At 71.4% G+C, this 21,060-nt stretch carries 47 protein-coding genes; 1 reads left to right on the top strand and 46 read right to left on the bottom strand.

Annotated features, from left to right (window positions below; translation table 11 throughout):
• Positions 1-13 precede the first annotated feature (13 nt).
• The 17 genes from ACFVGO_RS12485 to ACFVGO_RS12405 form a co-directional block, all read right to left on the bottom strand.
• A complete protein-coding gene (locus ACFVGO_RS12485; protein ID WP_380631600.1) occupies positions 14-298 on the bottom strand; it encodes a hypothetical protein in 285 nt (94 codons plus the stop codon).
• 16 nt (positions 299-314) lie between these two features.
• A complete protein-coding gene (locus ACFVGO_RS12480; RefSeq protein WP_380631598.1) occupies positions 315-590 on the bottom strand; it encodes a hypothetical protein in 276 nt (91 codons plus the stop codon).
• A 138-nt stretch (positions 591-728) separates the two neighbouring features.
• Positions 729-965: a hypothetical protein gene (locus ACFVGO_RS12475; RefSeq protein WP_380631596.1), complete on the bottom strand. Its 237-nt coding sequence runs from the start codon at positions 963-965 to the stop codon at positions 729-731.
• Positions 966-1,036: 71 nt separating this feature from the next.
• Positions 1,037-1,405: a DUF6221 family protein gene (locus ACFVGO_RS12470; protein WP_380631594.1), complete on the bottom strand. Its 369-nt coding sequence runs from the start codon at positions 1,403-1,405 to the stop codon at positions 1,037-1,039.
• 190 nt (positions 1,406-1,595) lie between these two features.
• A complete protein-coding gene (locus ACFVGO_RS12465) occupies positions 1,596-1,859 on the bottom strand; it encodes a hypothetical protein (RefSeq protein ID WP_380631592.1) in 264 nt (87 codons plus the stop codon).
• Between the two features lie 269 nt (positions 1,860-2,128).
• On the bottom strand, positions 2,129-2,341 hold the full coding sequence (locus tag ACFVGO_RS12460; protein WP_380631590.1) for a hypothetical protein: 213 nt from the start codon (positions 2,339-2,341) through the stop codon (positions 2,129-2,131).
• 29 nt (positions 2,342-2,370) lie between these two features.
• Complete coding sequence (locus tag ACFVGO_RS12455; RefSeq protein ID WP_380631588.1) at positions 2,371-2,538, bottom strand: hypothetical protein; 168 nt, start codon at positions 2,536-2,538, stop codon at positions 2,371-2,373.
• A 27-nt stretch (positions 2,539-2,565) separates the two neighbouring features.
• Complete coding sequence (locus ACFVGO_RS12450) at positions 2,566-2,733, bottom strand: hypothetical protein (protein WP_380631586.1); 168 nt, start codon at positions 2,731-2,733, stop codon at positions 2,566-2,568.
• Between the two features lie 24 nt (positions 2,734-2,757).
• The gene (locus ACFVGO_RS12445; protein WP_380631584.1) at positions 2,758-3,771 is read right to left on the bottom strand and encodes a hypothetical protein; all 1,014 of its coding nucleotides are present in this window, start codon (positions 3,769-3,771) and stop codon (positions 2,758-2,760) included.
• Positions 3,771-4,178, bottom strand: coding sequence for a hypothetical protein (locus tag ACFVGO_RS12440; protein ID WP_380631582.1), 408 nt, complete (start codon positions 4,176-4,178; stop codon positions 3,771-3,773). Before ACFVGO_RS12440 ends, ACFVGO_RS12445 begins: the two co-directional genes overlap by 1 nt.
• A 14-nt stretch (positions 4,179-4,192) precedes the next feature.
• On the bottom strand, positions 4,193-4,915 hold the full coding sequence (locus ACFVGO_RS12435; RefSeq protein ID WP_380631580.1) for a hypothetical protein: 723 nt from the start codon (positions 4,913-4,915) through the stop codon (positions 4,193-4,195).
• A gap of 2 nt (positions 4,916-4,917) precedes the next feature.
• Positions 4,918-5,076: a hypothetical protein gene (locus ACFVGO_RS12430; protein ID WP_380631578.1), complete on the bottom strand. Its 159-nt coding sequence runs from the start codon at positions 5,074-5,076 to the stop codon at positions 4,918-4,920.
• 2 nt (positions 5,077-5,078) lie between these two features.
• Positions 5,079-5,231, bottom strand: a complete 153-nt coding sequence (locus tag ACFVGO_RS12425) for a hypothetical protein (RefSeq protein WP_380631576.1) — start codon at positions 5,229-5,231, stop codon at positions 5,079-5,081.
• The gene (locus tag ACFVGO_RS12420) at positions 5,228-6,313 is read right to left on the bottom strand and encodes a hypothetical protein (RefSeq protein WP_380631574.1); all 1,086 of its coding nucleotides are present in this window, start codon (positions 6,311-6,313) and stop codon (positions 5,228-5,230) included. The genes ACFVGO_RS12425 and ACFVGO_RS12420 overlap by 4 nt, the downstream gene beginning before the upstream one ends.
• A gap of 80 nt (positions 6,314-6,393) precedes the next feature.
• Positions 6,394-6,675, bottom strand: coding sequence for a hypothetical protein (locus ACFVGO_RS12415; RefSeq protein WP_380631572.1), 282 nt, complete (start codon positions 6,673-6,675; stop codon positions 6,394-6,396).
• A 36-nt stretch (positions 6,676-6,711) separates the two neighbouring features.
• Positions 6,712-6,861 (bottom strand): hypothetical protein, encoded by a 150-nt coding sequence (locus ACFVGO_RS12410; RefSeq protein WP_380631570.1) that lies wholly within the window; start codon positions 6,859-6,861, stop codon positions 6,712-6,714.
• Positions 6,861-7,241 (bottom strand): hypothetical protein, encoded by a 381-nt coding sequence (locus ACFVGO_RS12405; RefSeq protein WP_380631568.1) that lies wholly within the window; start codon positions 7,239-7,241, stop codon positions 6,861-6,863. The genes ACFVGO_RS12410 and ACFVGO_RS12405 overlap by 1 nt, the downstream gene beginning before the upstream one ends.
• A 139-nt stretch (positions 7,242-7,380) precedes the next feature.
• Here ACFVGO_RS12405 and ACFVGO_RS12400 point away from each other — a divergent pair, with 139 nt between their 5' ends.
• Positions 7,381-7,653 carry a hypothetical protein gene (locus ACFVGO_RS12400; RefSeq protein ID WP_380631566.1) on the top strand — a complete coding sequence of 91 codons (273 nt, stop codon included), beginning with the start codon at positions 7,381-7,383 and terminating at the stop codon, positions 7,651-7,653.
• A gap of 96 nt (positions 7,654-7,749) precedes the next feature.
• Here ACFVGO_RS12400 and ACFVGO_RS12395 read toward each other — a convergent pair whose 3' ends face one another.
• The 29 genes from ACFVGO_RS12395 to ACFVGO_RS12255 form a co-directional block, all read right to left on the bottom strand.
• The gene (locus ACFVGO_RS12395) at positions 7,750-8,403 is read right to left on the bottom strand and encodes a hypothetical protein (RefSeq protein ID WP_380631564.1); all 654 of its coding nucleotides are present in this window, start codon (positions 8,401-8,403) and stop codon (positions 7,750-7,752) included.
• A 99-nt stretch (positions 8,404-8,502) separates the two neighbouring features.
• Entirely contained in the window at positions 8,503-8,778 is a 276-nt protein-coding gene (locus ACFVGO_RS12390) for a hypothetical protein (RefSeq protein ID WP_380631562.1), read from the bottom strand.
• Positions 8,779-8,846: 68 nt separating this feature from the next.
• The gene (locus tag ACFVGO_RS12385; protein ID WP_380631560.1) at positions 8,847-9,710 is read right to left on the bottom strand and encodes a hypothetical protein; all 864 of its coding nucleotides are present in this window, start codon (positions 9,708-9,710) and stop codon (positions 8,847-8,849) included.
• Entirely contained in the window at positions 9,707-10,090 is a 384-nt protein-coding gene (locus tag ACFVGO_RS12380) for a response regulator transcription factor (protein WP_380631558.1), read from the bottom strand. Before ACFVGO_RS12380 ends, ACFVGO_RS12385 begins: the two co-directional genes overlap by 4 nt.
• Positions 10,087-10,311 carry a hypothetical protein gene (locus tag ACFVGO_RS12375; protein WP_380631556.1) on the bottom strand — a complete coding sequence of 75 codons (225 nt, stop codon included), beginning with the start codon at positions 10,309-10,311 and terminating at the stop codon, positions 10,087-10,089. The genes ACFVGO_RS12380 and ACFVGO_RS12375 overlap by 4 nt, the downstream gene beginning before the upstream one ends.
• Positions 10,312-10,572: 261 nt before the next feature.
• Positions 10,573-10,782 (bottom strand): LuxR C-terminal-related transcriptional regulator, encoded by a 210-nt coding sequence (locus ACFVGO_RS12370; RefSeq protein WP_380631554.1) that lies wholly within the window; start codon positions 10,780-10,782, stop codon positions 10,573-10,575.
• The gene (locus ACFVGO_RS12365; protein WP_380631552.1) at positions 10,779-11,054 is read right to left on the bottom strand and encodes a hypothetical protein; all 276 of its coding nucleotides are present in this window, start codon (positions 11,052-11,054) and stop codon (positions 10,779-10,781) included. The genes ACFVGO_RS12370 and ACFVGO_RS12365 overlap by 4 nt, the downstream gene beginning before the upstream one ends.
• A gap of 59 nt (positions 11,055-11,113) precedes the next feature.
• Positions 11,114-11,266 carry a hypothetical protein gene (locus ACFVGO_RS12360; protein ID WP_380631550.1) on the bottom strand — a complete coding sequence of 51 codons (153 nt, stop codon included), beginning with the start codon at positions 11,264-11,266 and terminating at the stop codon, positions 11,114-11,116.
• 54 nt (positions 11,267-11,320) lie between these two features.
• Positions 11,321-11,779 carry a hypothetical protein gene (locus ACFVGO_RS12355; protein ID WP_380631548.1) on the bottom strand — a complete coding sequence of 153 codons (459 nt, stop codon included), beginning with the start codon at positions 11,777-11,779 and terminating at the stop codon, positions 11,321-11,323.
• The gene (locus tag ACFVGO_RS12350) at positions 11,776-12,189 is read right to left on the bottom strand and encodes a hypothetical protein (protein ID WP_380631546.1); all 414 of its coding nucleotides are present in this window, start codon (positions 12,187-12,189) and stop codon (positions 11,776-11,778) included. Before ACFVGO_RS12350 ends, ACFVGO_RS12355 begins: the two co-directional genes overlap by 4 nt.
• Before the next feature lie 137 nt (positions 12,190-12,326).
• Positions 12,327-13,064 (bottom strand): hypothetical protein, encoded by a 738-nt coding sequence (locus tag ACFVGO_RS12345; RefSeq protein ID WP_380631544.1) that lies wholly within the window; start codon positions 13,062-13,064, stop codon positions 12,327-12,329.
• A 3-nt stretch (positions 13,065-13,067) separates the two neighbouring features.
• Entirely contained in the window at positions 13,068-13,325 is a 258-nt protein-coding gene (locus ACFVGO_RS12340; protein ID WP_380631542.1) for a hypothetical protein, read from the bottom strand.
• Positions 13,322-13,780 (bottom strand): DUF4326 domain-containing protein, encoded by a 459-nt coding sequence (locus tag ACFVGO_RS12335; protein WP_380631540.1) that lies wholly within the window; start codon positions 13,778-13,780, stop codon positions 13,322-13,324. The genes ACFVGO_RS12340 and ACFVGO_RS12335 overlap by 4 nt, the downstream gene beginning before the upstream one ends.
• A 10-nt stretch (positions 13,781-13,790) precedes the next feature.
• Positions 13,791-14,087, bottom strand: a complete 297-nt coding sequence (locus ACFVGO_RS12330) for a hypothetical protein (RefSeq protein ID WP_380631538.1) — start codon at positions 14,085-14,087, stop codon at positions 13,791-13,793.
• Between the two features lie 14 nt (positions 14,088-14,101).
• Positions 14,102-14,287: a hypothetical protein gene (locus ACFVGO_RS12325; RefSeq protein WP_380631536.1), complete on the bottom strand. Its 186-nt coding sequence runs from the start codon at positions 14,285-14,287 to the stop codon at positions 14,102-14,104.
• An 11-nt stretch (positions 14,288-14,298) separates the two neighbouring features.
• Positions 14,299-15,069, bottom strand: a complete 771-nt coding sequence (locus ACFVGO_RS12320) for a hypothetical protein (protein ID WP_380631534.1) — start codon at positions 15,067-15,069, stop codon at positions 14,299-14,301.
• Entirely contained in the window at positions 15,069-16,001 is a 933-nt protein-coding gene (locus ACFVGO_RS12315) for a hypothetical protein (protein WP_380631532.1), read from the bottom strand. Before ACFVGO_RS12315 ends, ACFVGO_RS12320 begins: the two co-directional genes overlap by 1 nt.
• An 87-nt stretch (positions 16,002-16,088) precedes the next feature.
• Entirely contained in the window at positions 16,089-16,451 is a 363-nt protein-coding gene (locus tag ACFVGO_RS12310) for a hypothetical protein (RefSeq protein ID WP_380631530.1), read from the bottom strand.
• 139 nt (positions 16,452-16,590) lie between these two features.
• The gene (locus ACFVGO_RS12305) at positions 16,591-16,800 is read right to left on the bottom strand and encodes a hypothetical protein (RefSeq protein WP_380631528.1); all 210 of its coding nucleotides are present in this window, start codon (positions 16,798-16,800) and stop codon (positions 16,591-16,593) included.
• Entirely contained in the window at positions 16,773-17,213 is a 441-nt protein-coding gene (locus tag ACFVGO_RS12300; RefSeq protein WP_380631526.1) for a hypothetical protein, read from the bottom strand. The genes ACFVGO_RS12305 and ACFVGO_RS12300 overlap by 28 nt, the downstream gene beginning before the upstream one ends.
• Positions 17,210-17,968: an exonuclease domain-containing protein gene (locus ACFVGO_RS12295; RefSeq protein WP_380631524.1), complete on the bottom strand. Its 759-nt coding sequence runs from the start codon at positions 17,966-17,968 to the stop codon at positions 17,210-17,212. The genes ACFVGO_RS12300 and ACFVGO_RS12295 overlap by 4 nt, the downstream gene beginning before the upstream one ends.
• The gene (locus tag ACFVGO_RS12290; RefSeq protein ID WP_380631522.1) at positions 17,965-18,492 is read right to left on the bottom strand and encodes a hypothetical protein; all 528 of its coding nucleotides are present in this window, start codon (positions 18,490-18,492) and stop codon (positions 17,965-17,967) included. Before ACFVGO_RS12290 ends, ACFVGO_RS12295 begins: the two co-directional genes overlap by 4 nt.
• Positions 18,489-19,433: a recombinase RecT gene (locus ACFVGO_RS12285; RefSeq protein WP_380631520.1), complete on the bottom strand. Its 945-nt coding sequence runs from the start codon at positions 19,431-19,433 to the stop codon at positions 18,489-18,491. The genes ACFVGO_RS12290 and ACFVGO_RS12285 overlap by 4 nt, the downstream gene beginning before the upstream one ends.
• A gap of 49 nt (positions 19,434-19,482) precedes the next feature.
• Positions 19,483-19,608 carry a hypothetical protein gene (locus ACFVGO_RS12280; RefSeq protein WP_380631518.1) on the bottom strand — a complete coding sequence of 42 codons (126 nt, stop codon included), beginning with the start codon at positions 19,606-19,608 and terminating at the stop codon, positions 19,483-19,485.
• Positions 19,605-19,766: a hypothetical protein gene (locus tag ACFVGO_RS12275; protein ID WP_380631516.1), complete on the bottom strand. Its 162-nt coding sequence runs from the start codon at positions 19,764-19,766 to the stop codon at positions 19,605-19,607. Before ACFVGO_RS12275 ends, ACFVGO_RS12280 begins: the two co-directional genes overlap by 4 nt.
• Positions 19,766-19,939 (bottom strand): hypothetical protein, encoded by a 174-nt coding sequence (locus tag ACFVGO_RS12270; RefSeq protein WP_380631514.1) that lies wholly within the window; start codon positions 19,937-19,939, stop codon positions 19,766-19,768. Before ACFVGO_RS12270 ends, ACFVGO_RS12275 begins: the two co-directional genes overlap by 1 nt.
• Positions 19,939-20,358: a hypothetical protein gene (locus ACFVGO_RS12265; protein ID WP_380631512.1), complete on the bottom strand. Its 420-nt coding sequence runs from the start codon at positions 20,356-20,358 to the stop codon at positions 19,939-19,941. The genes ACFVGO_RS12270 and ACFVGO_RS12265 overlap by 1 nt, the downstream gene beginning before the upstream one ends.
• Positions 20,358-20,786: a hypothetical protein gene (locus tag ACFVGO_RS12260; protein WP_380631510.1), complete on the bottom strand. Its 429-nt coding sequence runs from the start codon at positions 20,784-20,786 to the stop codon at positions 20,358-20,360. The genes ACFVGO_RS12265 and ACFVGO_RS12260 overlap by 1 nt, the downstream gene beginning before the upstream one ends.
• Positions 20,783-21,037: a hypothetical protein gene (locus ACFVGO_RS12255; RefSeq protein WP_380631508.1), complete on the bottom strand. Its 255-nt coding sequence runs from the start codon at positions 21,035-21,037 to the stop codon at positions 20,783-20,785. The genes ACFVGO_RS12260 and ACFVGO_RS12255 overlap by 4 nt, the downstream gene beginning before the upstream one ends.
• Between the last annotated feature and the right edge of the window lie 23 nt (positions 21,038-21,060).

The following is a 21,060-nucleotide window of genomic DNA, read 5'->3' as shown; positions in this document are numbered from 1 at the left end:
GCACCTCCTCAGGTCAGGTGCGCGGGGGCCAGGACCAGCAGCCCGGGGTGGGCTCTTCGGCGTACGAAACGCTCTCGTCGAAGAACATGCCGGTGGGGTTGAGTACGGCCACGCTGACGACGACGGGCAGGTGTGTGCCGTCGTTGGGGCAGCCGTCGTACGGCTCAGCTTCCAGGTACTCGGGTACGGCGGTGACGATCGCGGCGCGGGGCTTCGAGGTGTACCGCTGGGTGCCGTCGGGCTGCACGGGGCTGCCGTGGGAGTGGTAGTGGACGATGCGACCGATGCTGGGTTGCACGTCGGCTCCTCTGGGGTTAGGCGGCGGCTTGGCCGACCCGCCAGCCGGGTGGGCGTCCACCGCGGATAGCCCGGTCGGCGCCGTTGCGCCAGGTGGACAGCTCGGCGCGGGCAACGGTGGGCAGGTGGTAGAGCAGGGGACCGTCGGGGATCGGAAGCGCCTCGACGAGTCCCAGGTGGACCCACCGCTTGATGGTGACCTCGTCGACGCCGAAGGCGGCGGCGGTGCCGGCTCGGTCGGCGATGTCGTCCGGTCGGATCAGGTGGAGTGGCGGGTTGGGGTAGACCGGCACGGCACCTCCCCGGGCAGCACGAAGGCCCCGCGACGTTGGTCTGCGGGGCCTTCGGGGCGTTTCTGGGCAGGGGCTACCTGCTGCAAGCGAGGTTACGACGGGCGGCGATCAAGCGCAAGCGGCATCCCCGGCGCCTCGTCAGAGCTCGATGGTGAGGTGCTCAAAGCCGGCGGGGATGGCATCCAGGTCGTCGTCGTCGGTCACCAGGTAGATCAGCTCGTCCTCGGCCTCCGGGCCGTAGCCGATGGTGTCCATCCACGCCTGGACGTCGGGTCGTTCGAGCAGGCCGAGGTACTCCGGACAGTCCGGGCTGGCCAGTTCGTGGCCGGGGACGTGGTCACCGGGGGCGGCGGAGATGAGGTGGATGGTGGGCATGCCAGGCTCCTGGAGTCGTATCGGATGCGGGACCCACCAGGGCTGATGATGGCCACATCGTAGTGGCGCGGTCAGACGCTGGGTGCCCATTCGGGCCGGTAGTCGCAGTGACCGGCGTAGGGCAGAACGAGCAGGCGGAGCGTGGTGCACGGGTACTCGGTGGCGCACTGCCTGCACTGTCGACCCGACGGCCAGTCCGGCTCTCGCCGCCACGGGTGTTCGGCGATGATGCGCCGCTTGGCGTCGACCTCGGCCAGGATGCGCCGCGGGTTGAACGTTCTGAGGTAGGCATCTGCGGCGTCCGTGTCGCTGGTCGACAGCGCCCGGTAGTCCGGGTACGTTCCCTCGTCCCCGAGGCCGCGCGTGGCCAGGTTGGGGACGGCTTTCGCCGTGTCCTCGTCGAGCCGGGCGGCGAGGAACTGCAGCAGGTCGGCTGTCATCGTCCCGCCTCGTACTCGCCATGCCGCACTCGAACCAGCTGACCGTCCCGGCCGGAGCCAGTGGCCGTCGAGGAGGCAGGCCTTCGCCGCCTCTGCTGGCACCAGCACCGGCCGGTGTAAAGGGCTGACGGCGAGTGGACCCCGATGAGATGACCGATCCGGGAGGCACGCCAATCCGGGCGGGTGCGGTTCATGCGAGCTCTCCTGCGTCGATGCGGCGGGCCCTGCGGATGTCCGGGTTGCCGTCCACGATCAGGCGGGCGGCCTGCTTAAGGTCCTGGGGCAGTGCATCGAATGCGGACATGTAGTTGGGGGTGTCGACTCGGTGGCGGATGTCGTCGGGCATGGCGGCGTACACCTGGGGTGCCATGGCGTTGGCCAGGTCGCGCATGGTGATGGCGGCCAGGAGTAGGGCTGCCGCGGCGTCGACGCTGGCGTCGTACTCGGTGCTCATGGTTCATCCTCTCGTGCGGCCGCCCGCCTCGGGTAGTACCGGGGCGGGCGGGCGGGGTGGGTGGTGGCTACTTCTCGGGCTGAGGCTGCGGGGTGGGCTGGGGCCACTCGACGCTGATGCCGGGGCCGCGCTCGACCACGATCGGCTCGGGCTGCTGGTCGGTGCCGTTGGCGTAGGCCATGATGTGGGTCTCCCTGCTCGTTGGTGGGTGGTGGAGGGCCCGGGGCGGTCGGTCTGCTTGCCGGCTGTGCGGCCGCCCCGGGGCGAGTTCAGTGGCGGCCGATCTTCGCCACGTCGGGCCAGGTGGCCTCCAGGGCCCAGGCCTCCCCGCGGGCGACGCCGGCGGCGATGGCTGCGGCGAGTCCCTGCCAGGTGTCGGTGGTGAGGCCGATGTCGGCGATCCGGGCGGCGGTGTCGGCGCTCAGGCCGACCGCCTGCTGCAGGGTAGAGATCATCTGTTCGCGGGTCATGGGCGTGCTCATCGCTGGTTCTCCGTTGGTTTTGGTGGGGGTCAGGCGGTCGGCTGGAGGCTGGTCAGGCGGTCGATCTCGCGGCGGGTCTCGCAGATCGCGGTGTAGACCCGGCCGCGCTCGTCGGCGTCCCAGGCGACTGCGACGAAGCGGAGCTGCAGCTCGGTGAGACGGCCCTCGGCGGCGGCAAGCTGCTCAGCGGTGGTCATGGCGGTCCTCTCTGGATGTGGCCGGGGTCAGTCTTCGGAGGAGAGGCCGTGGCGGCGCTCCCACTCGCGGCGGCAGCTCTCGACCACGGCGGGGTTCATCTGCTGGTCGCCCTTCTCGGCGGCCTGGAGAGCTGCGGTCAGCTCCTCCAGCGTGAACTCGGGGACGATCTTGTTCGGCCACTGGTAGGTGGTCATGGCGGTGCCTCTCGTGTCGATGGATCAGGCGGTGGCGGCGCGGCTGACGATGATCGTCCGGGCCGGATCGTCGGGGTCGGCGCGCATGACGAACCCCTCTCGGGTGGGCCGCTCTTCGGCGTTGTTGTGGTTGTTGTTGTCGCTCTGACCTGCAACAACGCCGGGACCACGGGTGGAGGTCGTGGAGGAGGGGAGCGGGGGCACGTCGTCGTGGTGGATGCCGGGCACGCTGACGCCGTCCACCCTGACCCCGTCGCGGACCCGCACGCCGGCCTGGGTGAGGAGGGCGGTGACGGCCTTTGCGGACGGCTTCCAGAGGGGGTGTGCGGCGGCGAGGCGGGCGGCCACGATGGTGCGGGCGACGTGGGTGCCGTCGGCCCCCAGGACGGCCACCACGTGGCGGGCTTCGGCGGGGGTCGGTTCGGTCGGCGAGGGCTCCTCCTCGGCATCCTCCTCGGGCTCCTCGTCGGGCTCCCGGCCGTCGGCCTCGGGGGTGCTCTTTCGGGTTTGCTCGGCGGGCGGTTGCTGTGTGTGGTCGGGGCGCTTCTGGCCGAGGACCAGGGCGGTGATCATCCACAGGGTGAGGCCGGTGGTGATGGAGACCGGGGCGTAGTGGCGGACGGCGGGGATGCCGGCCAGCAGGGCGGCGGAGACGACCGCGCATCCGATCATGACCGTGCGGGGGTGGGTGGGCCGCTCGCCCTTGAGGGCTTCGAGGGTCTTGGCACGCTCGGCGGGGTCCTTGATCTCCAAGGCCTTGGTGCGTCGCTCTTTCCACGCGTTGAAGGTCTCAGCGTGCTCGGCCTTGGCGTCGGCGTGGCGGGCCCGGATCGGGGCGAGCAGGCGGTGGTTGCCCTGGCGCAGGGCGGTGAGGGAGAGGCCGCCGAAGTAGGGGTGGACGGGTCGCTTCCCCTTGAGGACCTCAAGGGCGGCGGCACGCTCGGCGGGGTCCTTGATCTTGCGGGCCGCAGTGCGGGCTTCGTTCCACGCGGCCAGGGTCTCGGCGTGGAGGGTGAGGGCGTCTTCGAGGTAGGTCATCAGCTGGCCACGGTGTGCAGGAGGGAGGTGAAGATGCCCACGGGGACGGCCCAGAAGTTGGCCGCGGCGCTGAGGATCCCGGGGGCGGCGATCCCGCACAGCAAGTCCTTGGGGAAGCTGGCCTTGAAGCAAAAGGCGATGACAACGATGGCTGCGGCAACAGCCGCCGGGCCGACGTTGCCGAACGTCTCGGACTGCTTGGTGAGCGCGTTGGAGAATTCGGTGCCGACCAGGCCGATTTTCTGGATGGCGGTTCCCGCGCTGGCTGCGGTGAGTCCGATGACTGCGCCCCAGTAGAAGACATGGTGGGACTTGACGGGCTGGAACTTGCCGCCGCCGCGCTTGTGGGCGATGAGAAGGAGGATGACGACGATGAGGATGCCGCCGGTGCCGAAGGTGCCGAGCATGGGAGGTCTCCTGGTCAGTGGTGGGTGAGGGCGAAGAGCGGGGTGAGGCCGAGGACAGCGATGAGGGCGGAGGCGAGGGGGATGCGGACCGCGCAGAGGTAGATGACGGCGGGCCCGCGGACCTGGGTGACGCGGACGTGGCCGCCGCCACGCATCTTGCGGTCGAATGCCCAGCCGAGGATCACGGCGCCGACGCCGACGGGCAGTGGTACGGCGGTGAGGAGCTGGGGCAGGTGCAGGAGGTAGCCGGATGCGGCGGATGCGGCGGTGAGGATGCACCAGCGGCGGAAGCGGCGGCGGCGTTCGGCGTCGTCCTGGCGCCACAGGATGGAGGCGCGTTGGCGGCGGACGATGGCCTCGCGCCGGTGACGTCGGCGGCGCTGCTGTTCGGTTTCGCCCTTGGCCTCGAAGGTTGCCTCGTGTTCGGTGCGCTCGCGCTCGGCGCGCTCGTCCGGGGTCTCGGTGAGGATCGTGCCGATTCGGGTGCCGAGCCGGGCGGCGAGCTGGTCGGCGAACTCGGACACCCAGATGCGCTGGGAGTCGTTGGTCTCCCCTGTTTCCTCGGTGTCGGCCTGGTCCTCGGCGGTATCGGTGGACTCGGTCTTGCGAAGGTTGGTGGGCTTGGGCTTGGGCTGGCTCCACGGGCCGTTCTTGCTCCACCACGTGCCACGGGACTCGGACTCGGGCTGGGGCATGCCGGCGGTGGGCGGCTGGTCGGGGGGCGGGGGGATGGTCATGGTCAGCGGTCCTTCCGGGGACCGATGCCGCCGCGGCGGAGCCAGGCGGTGGTGCCAGCGTCGATGCGGTGGATCTCGGCGGCACGGCGCGCCTGCTCGCGCGGGGTACGGCCGGTCGGGGCGGCGGGCTTGCCGCCGGTGAGCACGGACCAGAGGCCCATGGCTAGCTCCAGAGGAGGGTGTAGAGGAGTACGAGGGCAAGGGGGCTGAGCGCGATGGCGGCGATCACACGCTGGGCGCGGCGGCTGAGGAAGCACCCGGCCAGGTAGCCGATGACGAAGGCGGCGGGGACCGCCCACCAGAGCACGGCAGTCACGGGTAGAACCCGGTGCCGGAGGAGCGCTCCTGCTGCTGGGCAAGCGAGGCCTGTTCCTCGACAGTCTTCTGCTCGTCCCTGCGGGCCTTGGAGAGCCGATGCCGGATGTATGCCAGGTCGACCGTAATGTCCTGCTTGGCGAGGGCGATGGCGATGGGTTCGGCCGGGGTTTTGAGTCCGCCGAAGTGCTGGGCCATGGCGACAATGGCGTCGGCCTTGGTCATGCCCGTGACCTGGGGCGCATTCGGTGCCGCATTCGGTCGCATCTGGGCGCCGATCGCAGGGGCGGGAGCGGCGGCCGGCTGGGGGACGCGGTCGAGTGTGATGGTGGGGACGGCGGCCTCGCCGAGGATGAGCGCGACGTCGAGGGTGCTGACGGTGATGCCGTAGGTGGCGAGCATCTCGGCGAGCTCGGCAGGGCTCATGTTGGGGTGGGAGGCGGCGGCGATCTCGACGGCGTCGGCCGGGTCCATGGCGGCGAAGCGCTCGCGCAGGACGGCCCGGTGGTTGCGGCGTCCGATGGCGGGTGTGGGCTGATGCGTGGCGGATGCGCCGCTGGTCACGTGGCCGACTGCACGCTCACGGACGGCGGTGGCGGCCTCGTTGTGGGCGAGGAGCCAGCCCCAGAGCCCGAAGGCGGGGGGCCGGAATGCGGACTCGCCTCGTTCGGCTCGCGCGGTGGCCCGGTCGGCGTTCCAGGCGAGGGCGGAGACGATGAGGAGGCCGACGGCCGGGGAGGCGTAGAGGACCTGGGCGGGGTGGCCGCCGTTGGTGATGTCGGCGTGGACCAGGTTGAGGTACACGCTGGTGGCGCCCATGCCGAGGGTGGCGAGGATGCTGGGGGCGGCGGAGCGTCCGGCTCGGATGGCGTCGCTGGCGGACCGGAGGCAGAGGTAGGCGATGCCGTCGAAGACGAGGCCGGCGGCGAGGGCCAGTTCGCGGGGCACGTGGTAGTGGCGGGCGACGGCGTAGAGGGACCAGCCGGCCATGCAGGCGGCGGCGGTGCGGACGAGGGCCATGACGGCGTGTCGGCTGACGTTGGCGGCTGCCGTCCGGGCCCAGTCGGGCGGGGTGGTGGTCATGGTGGTGTGCTCCGGGGATGCGGGTGGGTGGTTGGCGGGCTCGGTGGCCGGCACTCGCGGGCCACCGAGCTGGGCGTGTGTTAGGCCTCGTCCGAGAAACCGGCGTGCTTGGCGCACTGCGGGTCGGTGCACAGCCGCCACCAGTCGTGGTCCGTCCACTGCTCGGGCCGCAGCGCGGTGGAGAACCAGTCGTCGAAGGCGCCAACGCGGTAGAAGCCGAAGGCGCGCTTCTCGCCGTTGCGCGGGTTGGTGCCGACGCCGTGGCAGATGAACTCGGCGCGGATTTCGGGGGCGGTGCCGTTGGGGTTGATGTGGTAGGTAGTGCCGGGCTTGAAGAAGTCGGCGCGGTTGGTGCTGGTCATCGGTGATGGCTCCTAGCTGTCGCAGGTGGCGACGGGTCAGTGGTAGGCGTAGGCGCGGTACTCGGCGGCGTCAGCAGCGCGCTGGTCCTGGCACTCCCAGCACTCGGCCTCGTCGGCGCCGTCGTGCGGGCAGCCGGTCAGGATGTCGGCGGAGATCCGGCTGAGCAGGTCACCGGTGGCGGGCATCAGGCGGCCTCCGTGGACAGCTCAGCGGCGTACGGCCGGGTGCCCTTGTAGGACCAGAGGCCGGCGGTCAGGGCCTGGGCGTCGGGGGTGTAGACGTACACGGCGATCCAGCGGCCGGTGGTGCGGTGCTGGACCCAGGCCTTGTAAGCGTCGCGACCGGTGGTGGCGCGGTGGGCCTTGGCGACGTGGCGGCCGTACCAGGACTGCTGGCCGTCGGGGAGTTGGATGCCGAGGCGGTCGAGGTGGTCGCCGGTGCGGGTGATGTCGCCGCGCTGGAGCATCGCCTGGAGGCGGCCGTTGAGGGTGGCGTACTGGGTGGCCCGGTTGGTGTCACGGGCCTGGGTGGTGTTGCGGGTGCGGGTCTTGGCGGTGGTGCGCATCGGGTTCCTCCCCTTGGGGGTGGCGTTGCTGCCTGCCTTCACCCATACTTGCATCATGAGGTTGCAACGTCAAGATGCATCAAGAGGTTCCATGTCTCGCCCCTATCAGCGCCGACGTGCGGCGTGGCATCATCGGTGCATGACCAGCGCTGATGACCAGCAGGCGGCACGTTCCAGGCTCGCCGAGCTCAGTGCTGCCTACGAGAAGGCCGAGACCAAGCTGGAAGAGGCCCGCGAAGCCCTGAACGCCGGCATCGTGGATGTGCTCATGGCCCGCACGCTCGGACCGTCCGAGGTGACCCGGCTTGTCCCCTACGAACGCCAGCACGTCGGCCGGATCAGCAAGGCGGGCGGCGTCCCCCCGTTGCGCGAACGGACGGTCGTCAGCGCGAAACCGAAGCCGCAGTCCTGACGCATCCCCGCGCATCACGGCCCCGCCCGGACCATCCCGGGCGGGGCCGCTTCATGTCTCTGACCTGCGGCGCATCCGCCGCGCATCACTGGCGCATCAGGCCGCGGCGAGTTCCTCGAGGACCTGCTCGGCGCGAGCGGCGTACTCGTCCGCGGTGCGGACGGAGAGGCAATCGGGGTTGCTGCACTCGCGCCAGCCGTCGGGCCGCACGGTGATGGTGAGGTGCTGGCAGGTGGGGCAGACCTGGCGGCGGGCCGGGGCCGCTATGGGCATGCCGGTGGCGCGGTTGAGGTGGCCGTGGAGGCGGCCGATCTCGTCAGCGAGGTCGCGGGCGTACGGGCGGCCGGAGGCCCAGTCGAGGTGCATCAGCAGGTAGCCGATGGCGAGGCTGACGTCGGACTCCCGCCAGTCGAGCGGGTGCAGCATGCCGGTGCCGGGTGTCAGCCAGCCGCTCCAGTCGTTGGCGCGCTGCCGGTCCTCGAGGACGGTCCGGGCCCAGGAAACGAGGAGGTCGAGGCCGGGGGTGTCGTCCTGGTCGTGGTGGTCGTCGTGGACGGCCTCAGCCGCGGTCGGGCCGACGAGCGACAGGACGTCCACCCGGCACGGGAGGGGCGCGGTGCGGGTGGCGCCGGAGACGCGTGCCCCGCGCCGGCCGGAGCCGGGCTGGAGTGCGAGGTGCGCGAGCGTGATCAGTTCGGGCATCTGGCCGAGCTGGGTACGGAGGCGGTCCAGGTGCGGGGCGGGGAGCATGATGCCGGTCTCCTGTGGTGCTGGGCGGTATGGTTTTCGGACCGCGTGGGGCGCCCTGGCCGTGGTGGGTTCGGGGGCGCCCCTTCGTCGTGCAGCAGGTCAGCCGCGCTTGGGCTTGCGGGCCGCGGCTCGGGCCAGCAGCCAGAACGGCGCGGCCAGGGCGGTCAGGGGCCAGCAGACGGCCGCGAGCGCGCCGCTGATGACGGCCAGGAACGCACCCGAGTCCTTGTCGTGCCTGGCGAGCAGGTAGGTGGCGACGGCCCACACGGCGAGGGCAATGGCGATGTAGCCGATGAGGTACCCGGTCGGCACGCTGGTGGACGAGCCGGTGTGGTGGGCGGGTTGGGGCACGATGATCACTCCGGCGTTCGGCACGGTGGTCTCCTGGTGCTTGTGTGGGGTGGTGGCGCGCGCGGCCGTGACTGGGTCCGGTCCGCTGGTCGTCAGTCGTCGTCGTCCCAGGTGTTGCCGTCGTGGTTGAGGTGGTAGCCGTCGTGGTCGGCGGGGCGGGTGCAGCTGCGGACGCCGACGGAATTGGAGCGTCCGCACTCGGGGTCGTGGACGTGGTCGAGGTCGGTGTGGTCGGCGGTGCAGTCGGGCTCGCATGCGCGGGAGATCTCGGGCGTGATGGTGACGGCGAAGGGGTGTTCACGTAGGTCGGCGGCGAGCTTCTGCATGGCGCTGGCGTGGTCCTGTGCGGCCCGCACGGAGTGGGTGAGCGCGGCGAGGAGGGCTCCGGCGAGCGAGCGGGAGGGCTGGGGCGCGTCGAGGGTGTCGCGGATCCGGCGTGCGGCCTCGCTGTTCGCGTCGGCGTATCCGCCGTACGCCTCCTCGGTCTCAAGCACGTCGGCGAGCGCCCGGACGGCGGCGATGCGGGCCTCGGCCTGCTCAGCGCGGGCGTCCCCGCGCAACTCGGCGAACGTCAGCTCGCGGATGACCTGGTACTTCTCAGCCGCGGTGTGGCCGTCCCATTGGGCGCGGGGGTCGGCAGGGTCGACGTGCTCGACATGGGCGTACAGCTCGGCGTCGCGGGGGTGGATGTGCCAGGACAACTGCCGGCCGCCGACGGTGATGTACAGGAGCTGCCAGCCGTCCTCGTCGATGTCAACGGCCGGCGTGATGACGGCGGGGTGGATGGTGGCGAGCCAGGCGGTGAGGTGGGCGCGCTCGCGGTAGGCGCCGTCACGATCAGCCTCGGCAAGCCGGGCGGTTGCGTCGAACGCGGCGACCCGCTGCCGGAGCGTGCCGAGTTCGTTCTCGGCCGCGTGGAGCTGCTGAGCGAGTTGCTGCTGGTAGGCGCTGGTCATGCGGCGGTGCTCCTGTTCTGGCGGTATTGCTGGGTGTGGGCGGCGTTTGCGCGGCGGCTGGCGGTGCAGGCTGTCTCGCCGCGGCGCAGGTGTTGGCGGTAGGCGCTGCGGTCGCCGGCGCATCCTGTGGGGCAGGTGGTGGGGGTGTCGTCCGGTGGGTGGCGCGTGAGGAGGCGGCGCCCCTTCCAGACGGCTTGGGCCATGGATGCCGCGCTGAGCTTGATCAGCACGTGGCGTGCGTGGTGGTTGGCGCCTCCGACGGTGATGCCCATGGCACGGGCGGCGCTGTCGCGGGTGTGGCCGTCAGCCATGAGCCGCAGGTACTGCAGCTCACGGTCGGTCAGCGCGGCGCCGGGGGTGGGCTGCCACGCGCCGGTCACGACGGGTCCTCCTCGTGGTCGGTCTGGGTATCGGGGACGGCGCTGAGGTGCACGGTGTGGCCGTAGCGGGCCCAGAGGATGGCGGGCCGCCCGTCGGTGGCGGGCTGGATGCCGATGTCGTCGGGCAGGTGGGGCATGGGGGTCCTCCGGGCGGTGGCGATGCGGCAGGCCCACCAGAGGACGAGGGGGCTGCAGGCGGCGAGGGGGAACCAGGTGGTCATGCGCGTCTCCAGGGGTGGAGGGCGAGGAGGGTTGCTGCGAGGCCGGCGCCTGCGAGGGCGCCGGCCAGGACCAGCCAGGGGCTGACGGTCACGCGGTGGGCTTGGCGCACCAGCAGCCGCAGTTGCCGGTGGGTTCGGGCTGCCCGGTCGCGGCGGCGTGGGCACGGTCTTCGTCGTCGGCCCATGGGTGCGGGGCAGGCACGGCGTGGTGCTGATCGGCCTGGCAGGGCCAGCAGCGCGTGGGGCAGATGATGGCACCGCTCACGGCTGGTCTCCGGTGGGCTGGTTGTGGATCTGGATGGCCTGGTCGAGGGTGCGGGCACCGGTGGCTCGGACGGCGCGGAGGCGGGCGTTGTGGATGTCCCGCTCGGTGGTGTCCCTGCCGAGGGCGCGGGCGATCTCGTGGTCCTTGTAGCCCTGGGCGGCGTACCGGAGGACGTCGGCTTCGCGCTGGGTGAGGGGGCGGGTCACTGCTCCCCGCCGTCCTGGCCCAGCACCGTGCGGAGGTTGATGGTGTCCCGGCACTTGACGGTCACCTCGTACGAGATGACGACCTCGTTGTCGCCGACGGTGACGGTCAGCGCGTCGTCGGGCAGCATCCGGTTGGGATCGACGGCGAAGTCGCGACGGTAGTCGGCCTGGGCGGCGCGCCAGGCTTTGCCGAGGTCGGCGCCGACGGCGGGGGTGGGCAGGACATGAGCAACGCGGCGGATGGTCATCTCGCGGCGGGTGTGGACGGTCACGGGTTTCCTTCGGGGTGGGGCCTGCCGCTGGTGGGCGGCAGGCCGGGGGCGGGTGGTGGTCAGTCGTCGTCGCCGTCGTCGAGGAGCCAGCCCTCGACGTCGCGGGGGCAGTCGCAGCCGCAGGCGCAGTTGGCGTGCTCTTCGCCGGTGCCGTAGCAGAGGCAGTGGCCCTCGCCGCAGGGCACGGGCGCGGTGGTGGTGTCGTCGGGCATTGGGTTCTCCTTGGGTTGGGCCGCCCGCGGGTGCGGGCGGACGTCAGTGGGGTGTCAGCTGGTCGTGTCGCAGGCGGCGGCGATCGCGGTGGAGGTGCGGCACGGCCATCGGCGTTGGCATTCGGGGCAGATCTGCCGGCCGTTCCAGTAGGTGGGGTGGTGCAGCTCGCCAAGGCTGGTCAGAGCGGCGTAAAAATTAACGATGCGGGCGGCGTGGCTGTCGGGTTCGGCCTGGACGTCGGCGAGGGCCTGCTGGGCGTGGCGAAGCTGGGCGTGGCACTGGTCGCGGGTCTCGGCAGCGGCCTCGGCGGCGAGGTGGGATTCCCAGGCGCGGTCCTGGGACTTCGCCCACCGGTGTCGCTGCCGGTCCACCTCGGCGCGGAGCCGGTCGATCTCCCCGAGGAGGCGTCCGATGTCGGTGACGTCGCGCCAACCGGGTTCTGTCGTACGTTCGAACCGGGTCCGGATGTCGGCGAGGTCGGCGTCGGGGAGCGACGGCGGGGTGTCGGTCACCGGGCACCGCCGGCGGCGAGGCGGGCGTCGCGGGCGCGGGCCTGCAGATCGATCGACGACTGGCGCCGGGTCTCGCGCGCGGCCTGCTGCTCGGGGGAGTTCCACCACGTGGAGTAGACGCCGTGCTGCCGGCAGTCCCGGTGCCACTCGCGGTGGTCGGTGACCTCCAGGCCGATGGCGATCCGACCGCAGGTGCAGGCGGTGGCGGCGACCCACTCGCGGATGGCCATCTCCATCTCGGCGAGCGCGGTGTTCCCCTTGGCCCGGGCGGCGAGGTTCTCGGGACTGTCGGTCGCGGTGGAGTGCGCCCTGCGGAGTGCGCGCTGGTAGCGGTTCTGCGCGGGCTTGATCTCGTCGAGCAGCATCCAGAACAGCTGGTGGGTGCGGGGGTTGAAGTCCGGCTGGTCCATGGTGGTCTCCGTGGTGGGTGTGCGTGGCGGGGGCTAGAACGGGCGTTCGTGGTGTGGGTGGCACTCGGGGTGCCTGGGGCCGTGCGCGGCCGGTAGGGGTCCGGTCCTGGCCGCGCACGGGGCCGTCAGGTGGTGGCTCAGCTGGTCTGGATGGTGAGCGGGGTGACTCGTCCGGGTCCGGGGCCCAGTGGCTCGTCGGTGTCGGGGTGGACGCGGTAGATCTGCTGGCCTCCGTCTTCGGGGATCCAGTCCCAGGAGGTGAGCTCGGTCCGGGCGATGGCGCTGCAGTGTTCGAGTGCACCGCCCTCGGTGCTCCAGAGGGTGGGCTCGGTGCCGTCGTACTCGGCGAGCCACAGGATGGTGGGGGCCTTGGTGGCGGCCTGCTCGGCCTCCAGCTGCCGGACCCGGGCGAGCGCCTCGTCGCGCTGCTGGGTGGCCTTCGCGAGGGCGGGCCGGATCACGGGGCTGAGGATGGTGGCGATGGTGCGGGGCGCGTCATCGTCTTCCCAGTCCCAGCCCTGGACGGACATCTCGTTCGCGATGGTGTCCTCGATGTCGAGGTCGGTGTCGATGTCGTCGCGGCGGAGGGCTCGGATGGCGTTGTCGCGGCAGTGCGTCATCTCGGCGAGGTCGGCGGTGAGCTCCCGGACCCGGTCGAGCAGGGCGGGCACGTCGGTGCGGGCAGCCGCAATGAACTGGGCGTTGGCCAGGCCGCCGTTGGGCGTTCCGGGGTTGGCGGTCTCGCCGATCCAGACGGGGTGGGGCTGGAGGTCGTCGGAGGTGCCGACGATGATGTCGGTGTCGTCGGCCCACCAGGGTCCGGGGGTGGCGGCGTCGGTGCGGGCCTGGATGGCGTCGAGGTCGAGCTGGTCCATGGCTCAGGCCTCCTGGGTGGAGATGGCGGCGTAGAGGGCGTCCCTGCCGGTGTCAGTGAGGGTCAGGCAGTGGCCGCGTGTTGGCTCGTGGTCGCCAACGGTGATCAAGTGGGTCTCGGTGAGGTGGCGGAGGGTTCCGGGGGTGATGCCAGCGCCAACGTGGAGGGGGTCACGGAAGACGTGGATCTCCTCGGTGGCGATGCGGAAGAGAACGGCGAGGCGAGCGACGGCGAGCAGGTCGGCGGGCTGGGGCTGGTTCATCGGGCGTTCTCCTCGGCGGGGGTGGCGAGTTCGAGCAGCAGGTCTGCGTGGCAGAGCTGGCCGAGCGCGCACCGGCAGACGAGGTCGTGGCCGGCGAGCTCGGTGCGGGCGTCGGCGACGGTGAGTGCGGGCCCGGGGTAGGTCCACAGCCGGACGTCGGCGGTCGGGGCGGTGAGGGCCTGCCGATACAGGTCAATGCATTCCTGCCGGGTCATGTAGCGGATCGCGTGCGGGGTGACGCGGCCGTCGGGGTGCTTGTAGTGGTGCCAGCGGCCGGCGGAGCTGATGCGGTCCTCCAGTTCCCAGTCCGAGCCGTCGAGGGCGGGGACGCGGGCGAGGGCGTCGCGGGTGCGCCAGCGCCAGGGGTTGGCCCAGCGGCTGCCGGGGCCGACGTAGATGGCTCCCTTGGGGGCACGCCAGCCGCGGACGGCGGGGCGGTGCAGGCGGATCGGCATCGGGGTCTCCTCAGGCGGCGGGTTGGGTGGCGGTTCGGTGGGTGCATTCGCCGAGCAGGCAGGCCCGGACGGTGTCGCGCCATTCGTCGGGGCTGACGAGGCGGTAGCGGACGCCGCGGCGGTGGGCGCGCTCGCGGTCGCGGCGAACGGTGGTGAACGTGGCGGCAGCGCTCTCGGGGCTGGTGGCTTCGTCGCCGAGGAGGCTGCCGGTGGCGCATCCGTTGGGCTCGTAGCGGACCCAGCGGCAAGCAGCGAGGGGGTGGTTGATGCCGTTGAGGGTGACGGTCAGCAGCAGTGGGCCGGTCATGACGGTGACTCCGTTCAGGCGGCGGGGCGGGTGGTCTGGACGATCCAGGCGTCGGCGCGGCTGGGGTGGCTGTCGGCGGTGAGGCGGCGGCCGGTGGGGGTGTGGCAGGGGGTGCCGGGTTTGGCGCGGCAGGTGGGGACGGGGCAGGGGATCTGCCATTCGGGCGGGCGGTCGCGGCGGCGGCGGAGGCCGGTGGGCATCGGGGCGCCCATCACGCGGCGGGTTGGTTGGTCAATCGGCCCAGGTGGACGCCGTCGTGGAACCGGCCGTCAGGGTGCGCGCACGGCACTCCCATCGGGGCTCGGCAGTTGGGGCATGCTCGGGCTGCTACGGCAGCGGCATCGACCCGGCCGGGGTGCACGGTTGTACGATGAAACCAGGTACCGGGCTTGTCGCCTCGGGCGCCCCTGCGGCGCTTGCACGGGTCGTCGGCGGCGGAGTGGCACCAGGGGCACGGAACAGCAAGGGCGTCGGCTTCGCCACGGAGTCGGGCTTCTTCGCGGGCCTTGCGGCCGGGCAGGGCGTCGGCAAGGGCGTCACGAACGTGGTTGGGCATGCGCCCCACGCCCATGAGGGCGTCGGCAACGGACGGGTGGGGTCCGCCGGTGAGTTGCCGAATGGGTTCGGCTTCGATGCGGCCGTCGGCAATGGCGGTGATCTGTTGGCGTCGACGTTCAACGAACTCGGCGCCGGTCTCGGAACCGGCGGGCAGCGGGTAGGTGAACGCGCCGTCGGGGATGCGTTCGTCGCGGATCTCCTTGCGAAGGACCCGGACATGGTGGGGCTGGATCCAGCGGGTGGAGTCGAGGTCTCCGTTCCGGCTGGGCTGGGAGTAGAACCTGGCAACCGCGGCGAATGCATCGGGGTCGGCGGGGATGTCCTTGAGGGCTTCGGCCCAGGCGATGCTGGCGGCCTTGCTGGGCTTGCGGTTATCGAAAGCGGCGGCATGGGCGAGAAGTTTGGTGGCTTCAACGCGGTCCATTACTTGCTCCCTTCTGCGAGGAGTTCGTTCATGAGGTCGTAGTGCTCGGCAACGCGGCTGTCTGTGCCGGGCAGGTGGCCCTGGGACTGGGCCGGGAGGTTGACGCCGGGCCGGTTGCGTTGGGCGGCGAGGCGGAGCCGGTCGTATTGCTTGCGCAGGGTTGGCACCGAGAGGACGTTGGAGCGCCAGAACTCGTCGGCCTGGGACCAGCGGATTGCGCCGAGGACGTCGTCGAGGGCGATGCCGTCCCTGTCGAGCATGAGGCGGGCGGCGTCGCGCCAGCCCTTGGTGATGGTGGGCTTGCGGCTGCCGTTGGCGGCCACGGCGTCGGCCAGGGCTCGGCATACGCGTTCGACGTCGTGTCGGATCGGTGGGTCTGCGGGCGGCTCGCCGACCGTGGACGAAGAGGACGTAGTCCTCTTGTCTTTAGGTGGGTTGGGGTTGGGGTTGGGAGCATGCGTTACGGGCCTGTTAGTAACGCCGTTACGGTCACCGTTACGACTTGACTCGCCCTTTGCCGTGCTTCGGCGGTCCCGAAAAGCCTTTTGACGTGCAGCGTTCTTGTCACGCTCGGCAGTGATCTGGGCGGCCGACTTCTGGTAATCGAGGTAGTCGTGGATGGCGAACCCACCCTCGACCTCCTCCCAGAGGCCGGCCTTCACGAGCCGATCGGCGACGAAACGCGCGACATCCGGTGTGACATAGCCGTTACGGGGCCCGTTAGTAACGCCGTTACGGTCAGCGCTACTAACTGCCTCCGCGGCGTCCTCGAAGTCCAGCAACCGCAGGGCCGTCTTCCGCGGGATGTACCCGTCGGTCAGGTTCCGGTTGCTCCACGCCAGCCCGGCCGCCCACAGTGCGATACCGAGGGACCCCGCGGCGTCGAACTTGGGGTGGTCGTAGAAGTCGTCGGAGATACGGACCCAGGCCATCGTGGCTTCTCTCGGCAGTGCGGTCGGTGAGGGGTTGGTGGCCTGGGGCGGGGGACGGTCACCCCGCCCCAGGCAGTCAGGCGGGCGTCAGCAGAACTCGAACTGCTCGCCAGCGGCGGCTGCGGCCTCCATGCCGTCGGCGAGGAGCAGGCCGTGGGTGCGGTCGTAGCAGTCCTTCGGCCACACGGCACTAACCACCTCGCGAAGCCTGGGTGCGACCAGGCGGCACTCCTCGGGCGACAGCTCGCCGTCGCAGTCCGAGTGGTCGAGGAGCGGACGGAGCGCCGTGGTGACGGCCGTCCAAGGGATCTGGGGCTGGTTGCTGCCGTAGATGCGGAAGCCGTTCATCTGGTCGAGGTCGATGCCCTCATGGGTGGCGATCGCCCGGCGGAACCGCATGAAACCCGTGTACGTCCAGTGCGCTTCCGTGTGGCTGAAGTCGAGGCCCATCACGTCTCCTTGGGGTCTGGTGGTTCGGGGCGTCCGGCCTGTGCGGCCGGTGTGTGGTCGGGGCAACGCGGCCCCTGGATGTAGGGCCGGGCCGGTTGCCCGCAGTACTTGCGCACCGCGGGCAGCCACTGACGGCAGGTCACGCCGGAGGCTGGTCGAGGCCGAGAGCGGCCAGCAGCAGCTGCTCGTCCCCGCCGTCCCGGGCCCGTCGGGCCACGTACCGGCGGGCGCTCTCCCGGTCCTTCTCGGACACCACGGTGGCCACCAGCGAGGGGCTGCACGCCTCCGCGCGCTCCGCCGGATCCGTGTACCGCCGGGCCGTCACGCCGCCACCGCCGCTCGAACCCATCGGCCCACGGTCTGCACATCAAGGCCCATGGACTGAGCGATCTCGCCCTGTGTCTCCCCAGACCGATACCGCATACGGGCCTCGTGCTGCTGCTCGGCCTTCAGCCATCTGACCAGCGGCGACGGCAGGTTGGGCATAACCGCGATCTCCCGCAGCGTCTTCTCCACCGTCGGCGCCGGCACGGGCTGCTCGTGCTCGTCCCAAGTCAGGTAGCCGAGCACGTCGGCGACCGTCCGGTCCGGATCCACCAGGCCCGCGAGGACCACGATCATCACCTCACGCTCGTAGGCGTCCAGCTGCCCGAGGATGTGGGCGACCTCCCGCGGGCCGCCCTCGCCACGGACGATGCACGCCAGGCCGGCCGCGATCGGCAGCAGACGCTCGGCCGTGTCACCAGGCTGGTTGGCGCTCACTTGGCCACCTCCTGCCGGGGAATCAGCGGCCAGTGCCCATGCACGCTGGTAGCGTCGCGGCCCTGCCGGACCAGGTGCTGCCGCAGGCTGTCCGCCTGCTCGCCCGCCCAGGCGGCCTGGGCCGCGTGGAGGTCCGCCAGCGACGCCCCGCCGATCGCGGGGTGACGGCTGGCGATCTCGACCGCCACCCGGACCGCAGCGAGCGCGTCCGCAGCGGCCTCGTGCGCACCGTCGAGGCGGACCCCGTAGTGCTCGCACAGCGCACCGAGGGTGCGCTTCCCCCGCCGGTACCGGTCCACCTGCCGGTCCAGTACCAGCGGGTCCACCACGATCGGCTCGCAGCCGGCCTGCACCGCGAGCGGCTGGTAGCCGTGCCGCTCCGATTCCCGGTCGAGCATCGTGAAGTCGTACGGAGCGTTCATCGCCACCAGCGGCCGGCCGGCGGCGATGTGCTCGGCCAGGACGATGCCGATCTCCTGCACCACCCGCGCCGCCGGCCGACCGACTGCCAACGCGTACTCCGTCGTGATCCCGTGCACCGCCGTTGCAGCCGCCGGAATCACCACACCGGGAGCCGGAGCCACAGTCCACCCGAACCGCTCCACCGCGAGCCAACGCACCGCGTTGTCCTCCGCGTTGGCCGACCGCCGCGGGCCCACCATGACGACCGCGGCCGTCACGATCCGGTCCTGCTCCGGGTTGACGCCTGTGGTCTCCAGGTCGAAGCCGACCAGCGGCTGCTGCCACCAGCTCACGAGGCACCTCCCACGGTCAGCTCCGGCAGCACCAGCGCCGCCAGTTCGCCCGCACGCCAGGCCTCCGCCACGGCGTCGGGCCCCGACTTCTCCCACGTCATGCGGGTGTACGACGCACGCGGCTGCATCCGCACACCAGGCACCTCGTGCACAACACCCGTCTCCTGGTCCACCCACTGCGGCACACCCGCCGCCGTGAGCTCCTTCAACAGGGCCTTCACGAACGTCTCCCGAACGCTGGTGACGAACTCGCGCTTGATCTGGTCCGGCCGGTTGTCACGCACCCACTCCAGGAACGCGACCTCGTCGACCACCACAGCGGCCGCGCCAGGGCTGACCAGCGCCACCTTGGCGACAACCGTTCCGTTCGGCAGCGAGGCCTCGATCCGGGTCGCCCCCGTCTCCTCACGAGCGGCCTTCAGGCCCGCAGCCTGGTCCGCCTTCGCGGCCTTCAACTGCTCGCCAATCTCCTCGTACAGGGCCTGCAGCACAGCCGCCCGGCCCGCGATCTCCTTGAGGCTCACGCGGCACCTCGCAGCAGCTCGGTCATCTCCGCGAGCTGCTCGACCGAGGCCTCGGCGATCGGCACGCCGTACGACTGGGTGAAGTCCTGCTCGATGCTCGACGCGACACCAGCGGCCAGCGCGGCACCCCGCAGGGCGTCCACAGCGGCCGTACGCCCGTCGTCCTCGACCAGCTCTGCCTCGACCACCTCGGCAGGTTGGGCGGCCTTCTCGCGGCCGATCTCGGCGATCCGGTTCAGCTCATCCCGAGCGCCGGCCGCGCTGGCATCGCGGTAGATCGCACGAACCTGCTCGGCGCTGTCGGCTGCACGGGCCTCCGCGAGCCAATCGCGGACCGGCTCAGCCTGGACCGCGCGGAGTGGCTGCACTGGGGCGTCCACCGGATTCCCCTCCTGGTCGACGTAGGCGCCCAGTTCCTCCGGCGTGTAGATCGCCCCGTGCAGAACCTCCGGGCACGCCGACCGCACGCACTCCGAGATGGCCCGGGCCCGCAGCATGGAACGGGTGTACTTCGCCCAGTTCGAGTCCGGCTTACCCGGGTAGAGCTGGGCCTTCCGTGCGTCGTCCAGCGTCCACTCCGTCCGGTTCTCGAAGTCCGGGTCGTCCGACCGCCAGATGCTGACGACGCACCGCTCGTTCTCCGGCCGCACCCGGACCTTGTGGCCGGCGGTCCGGGCCCGGGACAGCATCAGGTCCGCGGACTGGGTGGGCTTGCCCTTGATGACGTGGATGGTGGTGATGGTGGTGACCACGTCCAGGCCAAGGGCCCGGCCGTATTCCAGCGCCCACAGGACGGAGCCGGGGTTGCCGCGGTACTCCGGCGGCAGGATGTTGGCCTTCGCGAGGCTCTCGCAGAACAGCCACGCGTCGCGGGCGGACATGATGCCCAGGGACAGGGCCTGGGAGTGGACCGGGGTGGCCCTGACGATCTCAGTGCTCAACGTGTTCTCCGTTGGAGTGGCCGGGACTCCGAGCCCCGGCCGGGGCGGATCAGTTCTTGGGGAGTCGGCAGATCAGCCAGCCGCGGCCGTCGGGCCGGGCGAGCCCCAGGGCCGGGTACGGCCAGGTGACGCGCACGATGCGCAGGGCGGCGAGAGAGCGGAGGCAGCCGATCACCGGTCACCGTCCCGGGGCTGCCGCGAGGCCACGTGCCGGATCTGCTCGGGCGTCACCTCGGCGGCCCGGACCGGACGCACCCGGCGACGGGCCCGCCAGTCCAGCCACAGCAGTAGGGCGAACGCGCCGACGGACAGGGCGATCAGGGCGGTGAGCATCACTGGACCTCACCCCGCAGCCACTGCTCCCGCAGCTCCGCGACCTCGGCCGCGTACTGGAGCTGCACGCTCGGCGGCCACGCCCACAGGTCGTCCCCGTAGGCGTCCATGTACCGCTCCATCAGCGGCGCCTCGGCGGCCATCTCCCGACGCACCGGCAGGTCCCCGGCCATCACGCCGTCCCCGCCCGGGCCGCGCGGTACTTCGACTGGGCCTCGTCACAACACAGCGGCTCACCGACGACGTAGTCCTCGTCCGGCCACCGTTCGGCGCTCTCGGTCGTCCACTCGTCCCAGTCGAGCCCGCAGTGCGAGCACGTCTCGGTGGTGTCGAACTCGATCGCGGCCTTGATGCCCGGATGCTGGGCGCGTAGGGCCTGCACGATCTCCTCGCACCGACGCCGGTAATCGCCCCCGATGTCCCGGCTGGCCAGCCGATCGGACATCGACACCCACCCCAGGTCGCCGAGGCGCTGCGGCTCGATCACCGCGTCCTTGACGCACACCTGGATCCGGGGCCCGATCGGCAGGGACAGATCGAGGGTGCCGGTCACGACAACGCGGTAGTTGTCGGTGACGGTGAGCTTGGCCATCACGCCGCCCTCCGAGCCCACGCCGCGGCCTCGCGGTCCTCGACCGCCCACCGGTGCGGCATCCACGGACACATCGCCCGCACCAACGCCGTCCTGGGCAGCACCTCGAACTCGCCGGACACCGCGGTCAGCTCGATCCGGACCCCGGGCAGCTCCGGCACCGTCAGCCGCACGTGCCAGGCCATCCCGCCGCCATCCCGCGACGACGTACCACCCGCCGCCCGGCCGAACAGGTCGAACCAGATGCTCAGCGCGGCCACGTCCACGACCTGCACCGACACCGCGCGGCCGTCCGACGACACGTTCACGTCCAGCACCGAACCCGGCACCCGAGCCGTCAGCCCGGCCACCGCCACGCGTGCCGCGGCCAGGTCGACCTCGACCGCCGGCAGCCACCGCAGCACCGACACATCCACCAACGCGGTCACAGCGCACCGCCCGTCCGCGCCGCGAACTCCGCGACCAGCGCGACAGTCTCCGGCGACCACACCGGCAGCAGGCTCTCCGCCCGACCATCCAGCACGTCGTACCAGCGGTCCAGCCACGGGTCCTCGACCACCAACTGCGTGGCCGGCGCGGTCAGCTTCGTGAGCGCACCGTCGATCTGGCGGTTCAGGAGCTCGGCGTTGTCCCGGACCGCGGTTGCGGTCTCCGGGGACGTGTAGGGGATGATGGACACAGGTCCACCTCTCTTTCGTGATC

It is taken from the genome of Kitasatospora sp. NPDC057738, from assembly GCF_042798815.1.
In the GTDB taxonomy this organism is placed as follows: Bacteria; Actinomycetota; Actinomycetes; order Streptomycetales; family Streptomycetaceae; genus Kitasatospora; species Kitasatospora lactacystinica.
Note: the sequence above shows the minus strand (reverse complement) of the source record. Positions and strands in the feature narration are given on the sequence as shown.

Excerpts from the sequence above, each read along its gene's own strand:
- ACFVGO_RS12475 (WP_380631596.1), bottom strand. The coding sequence starts at position 965 with ATGCCCACCATCCACCTCATCTCCGCCGCCCCCGGTGACCACGTCCCC.
- ACFVGO_RS12470 (WP_380631594.1), bottom strand. The coding sequence starts at position 1,405 with ATGACAGCCGACCTGCTGCAGTTCCTCGCCGCCCGGCTCGACGAGGAC.
- ACFVGO_RS12465 (WP_380631592.1), bottom strand. The coding sequence starts at position 1,859 with ATGAGCACCGAGTACGACGCCAGCGTCGACGCCGCGGCAGCCCTACTC.
- ACFVGO_RS12460 (WP_380631590.1), bottom strand. The coding sequence starts at position 2,341 with ATGAGCACGCCCATGACCCGCGAACAGATGATCTCTACCCTGCAGCAG.
- ACFVGO_RS12455 (WP_380631588.1), bottom strand. The coding sequence starts at position 2,538 with ATGACCACCGCTGAGCAGCTTGCCGCCGCCGAGGGCCGTCTCACCGAG.
- ACFVGO_RS12450 (WP_380631586.1), bottom strand. The coding sequence starts at position 2,733 with ATGACCACCTACCAGTGGCCGAACAAGATCGTCCCCGAGTTCACGCTG.
- ACFVGO_RS12445 (WP_380631584.1), bottom strand. The coding sequence starts at position 3,771 with ATGACCTACCTCGAAGACGCCCTCACCCTCCACGCCGAGACCCTGGCC.
- ACFVGO_RS12440 (WP_380631582.1), bottom strand. The coding sequence starts at position 4,178 with ATGCTCGGCACCTTCGGCACCGGCGGCATCCTCATCGTCGTCATCCTC.
- ACFVGO_RS12435 (WP_380631580.1), bottom strand. The coding sequence starts at position 4,915 with ATGACCATCCCCCCGCCCCCCGACCAGCCGCCCACCGCCGGCATGCCC.
- ACFVGO_RS12430 (WP_380631578.1), bottom strand. The coding sequence starts at position 5,076 with ATGGGCCTCTGGTCCGTGCTCACCGGCGGCAAGCCCGCCGCCCCGACC.
- ACFVGO_RS12420 (WP_380631574.1), bottom strand. The coding sequence starts at position 6,313 with ATGACCACCACCCCGCCCGACTGGGCCCGGACGGCAGCCGCCAACGTC.
- ACFVGO_RS12415 (WP_380631572.1), bottom strand. The coding sequence starts at position 6,675 with ATGACCAGCACCAACCGCGCCGACTTCTTCAAGCCCGGCACTACCTAC.
- ACFVGO_RS12410 (WP_380631570.1), bottom strand. The coding sequence starts at position 6,861 with ATGCCCGCCACCGGTGACCTGCTCAGCCGGATCTCCGCCGACATCCTG.
- ACFVGO_RS12405 (WP_380631568.1), bottom strand. The coding sequence starts at position 7,241 with ATGCGCACCACCGCCAAGACCCGCACCCGCAACACCACCCAGGCCCGT.
- ACFVGO_RS12400 (WP_380631566.1), top strand. The coding sequence starts at position 7,381 with ATGACCAGCGCTGATGACCAGCAGGCGGCACGTTCCAGGCTCGCCGAG.
- ACFVGO_RS12395 (WP_380631564.1), bottom strand. The coding sequence starts at position 8,403 with ATGCTCCCCGCCCCGCACCTGGACCGCCTCCGTACCCAGCTCGGCCAG.
- ACFVGO_RS12385 (WP_380631560.1), bottom strand. The coding sequence starts at position 9,710 with ATGACCAGCGCCTACCAGCAGCAACTCGCTCAGCAGCTCCACGCGGCC.
- ACFVGO_RS12375 (WP_380631556.1), bottom strand. The coding sequence starts at position 10,311 with ATGACCACCTGGTTCCCCCTCGCCGCCTGCAGCCCCCTCGTCCTCTGG.
- ACFVGO_RS12360 (WP_380631550.1), bottom strand. The coding sequence starts at position 11,266 with ATGCCCGACGACACCACCACCGCGCCCGTGCCCTGCGGCGAGGGCCAC.
- ACFVGO_RS12350 (WP_380631546.1), bottom strand. The coding sequence starts at position 12,189 with ATGGACCAGCCGGACTTCAACCCCCGCACCCACCAGCTGTTCTGGATG.
- ACFVGO_RS12345 (WP_380631544.1), bottom strand. The coding sequence starts at position 13,064 with ATGGACCAGCTCGACCTCGACGCCATCCAGGCCCGCACCGACGCCGCC.
- ACFVGO_RS12340 (WP_380631542.1), bottom strand. The coding sequence starts at position 13,325 with ATGAACCAGCCCCAGCCCGCCGACCTGCTCGCCGTCGCTCGCCTCGCC.
- ACFVGO_RS12335 (WP_380631540.1), bottom strand. The coding sequence starts at position 13,780 with ATGCCGATCCGCCTGCACCGCCCCGCCGTCCGCGGCTGGCGTGCCCCC.
- ACFVGO_RS12330 (WP_380631538.1), bottom strand. The coding sequence starts at position 14,087 with ATGACCGGCCCACTGCTGCTGACCGTCACCCTCAACGGCATCAACCAC.
- ACFVGO_RS12325 (WP_380631536.1), bottom strand. The coding sequence starts at position 14,287 with ATGCCCACCGGCCTCCGCCGCCGCCGCGACCGCCCGCCCGAATGGCAG.
- ACFVGO_RS12320 (WP_380631534.1), bottom strand. The coding sequence starts at position 15,069 with ATGGACCGCGTTGAAGCCACCAAACTTCTCGCCCATGCCGCCGCTTTC.
- ACFVGO_RS12315 (WP_380631532.1), bottom strand. The coding sequence starts at position 16,001 with ATGGCCTGGGTCCGTATCTCCGACGACTTCTACGACCACCCCAAGTTC.
- ACFVGO_RS12310 (WP_380631530.1), bottom strand. The coding sequence starts at position 16,451 with ATGGGCCTCGACTTCAGCCACACGGAAGCGCACTGGACGTACACGGGT.
- ACFVGO_RS12305 (WP_380631528.1), bottom strand. The coding sequence starts at position 16,800 with ATGGGTTCGAGCGGCGGTGGCGGCGTGACGGCCCGGCGGTACACGGAT.
- ACFVGO_RS12275 (WP_380631516.1), bottom strand. The coding sequence starts at position 19,766 with ATGCTCACCGCCCTGATCGCCCTGTCCGTCGGCGCGTTCGCCCTACTG.
- ACFVGO_RS12270 (WP_380631514.1), bottom strand. The coding sequence starts at position 19,939 with ATGGCCGGGGACCTGCCGGTGCGTCGGGAGATGGCCGCCGAGGCGCCG.
- ACFVGO_RS12265 (WP_380631512.1), bottom strand. The coding sequence starts at position 20,358 with ATGGCCAAGCTCACCGTCACCGACAACTACCGCGTTGTCGTGACCGGC.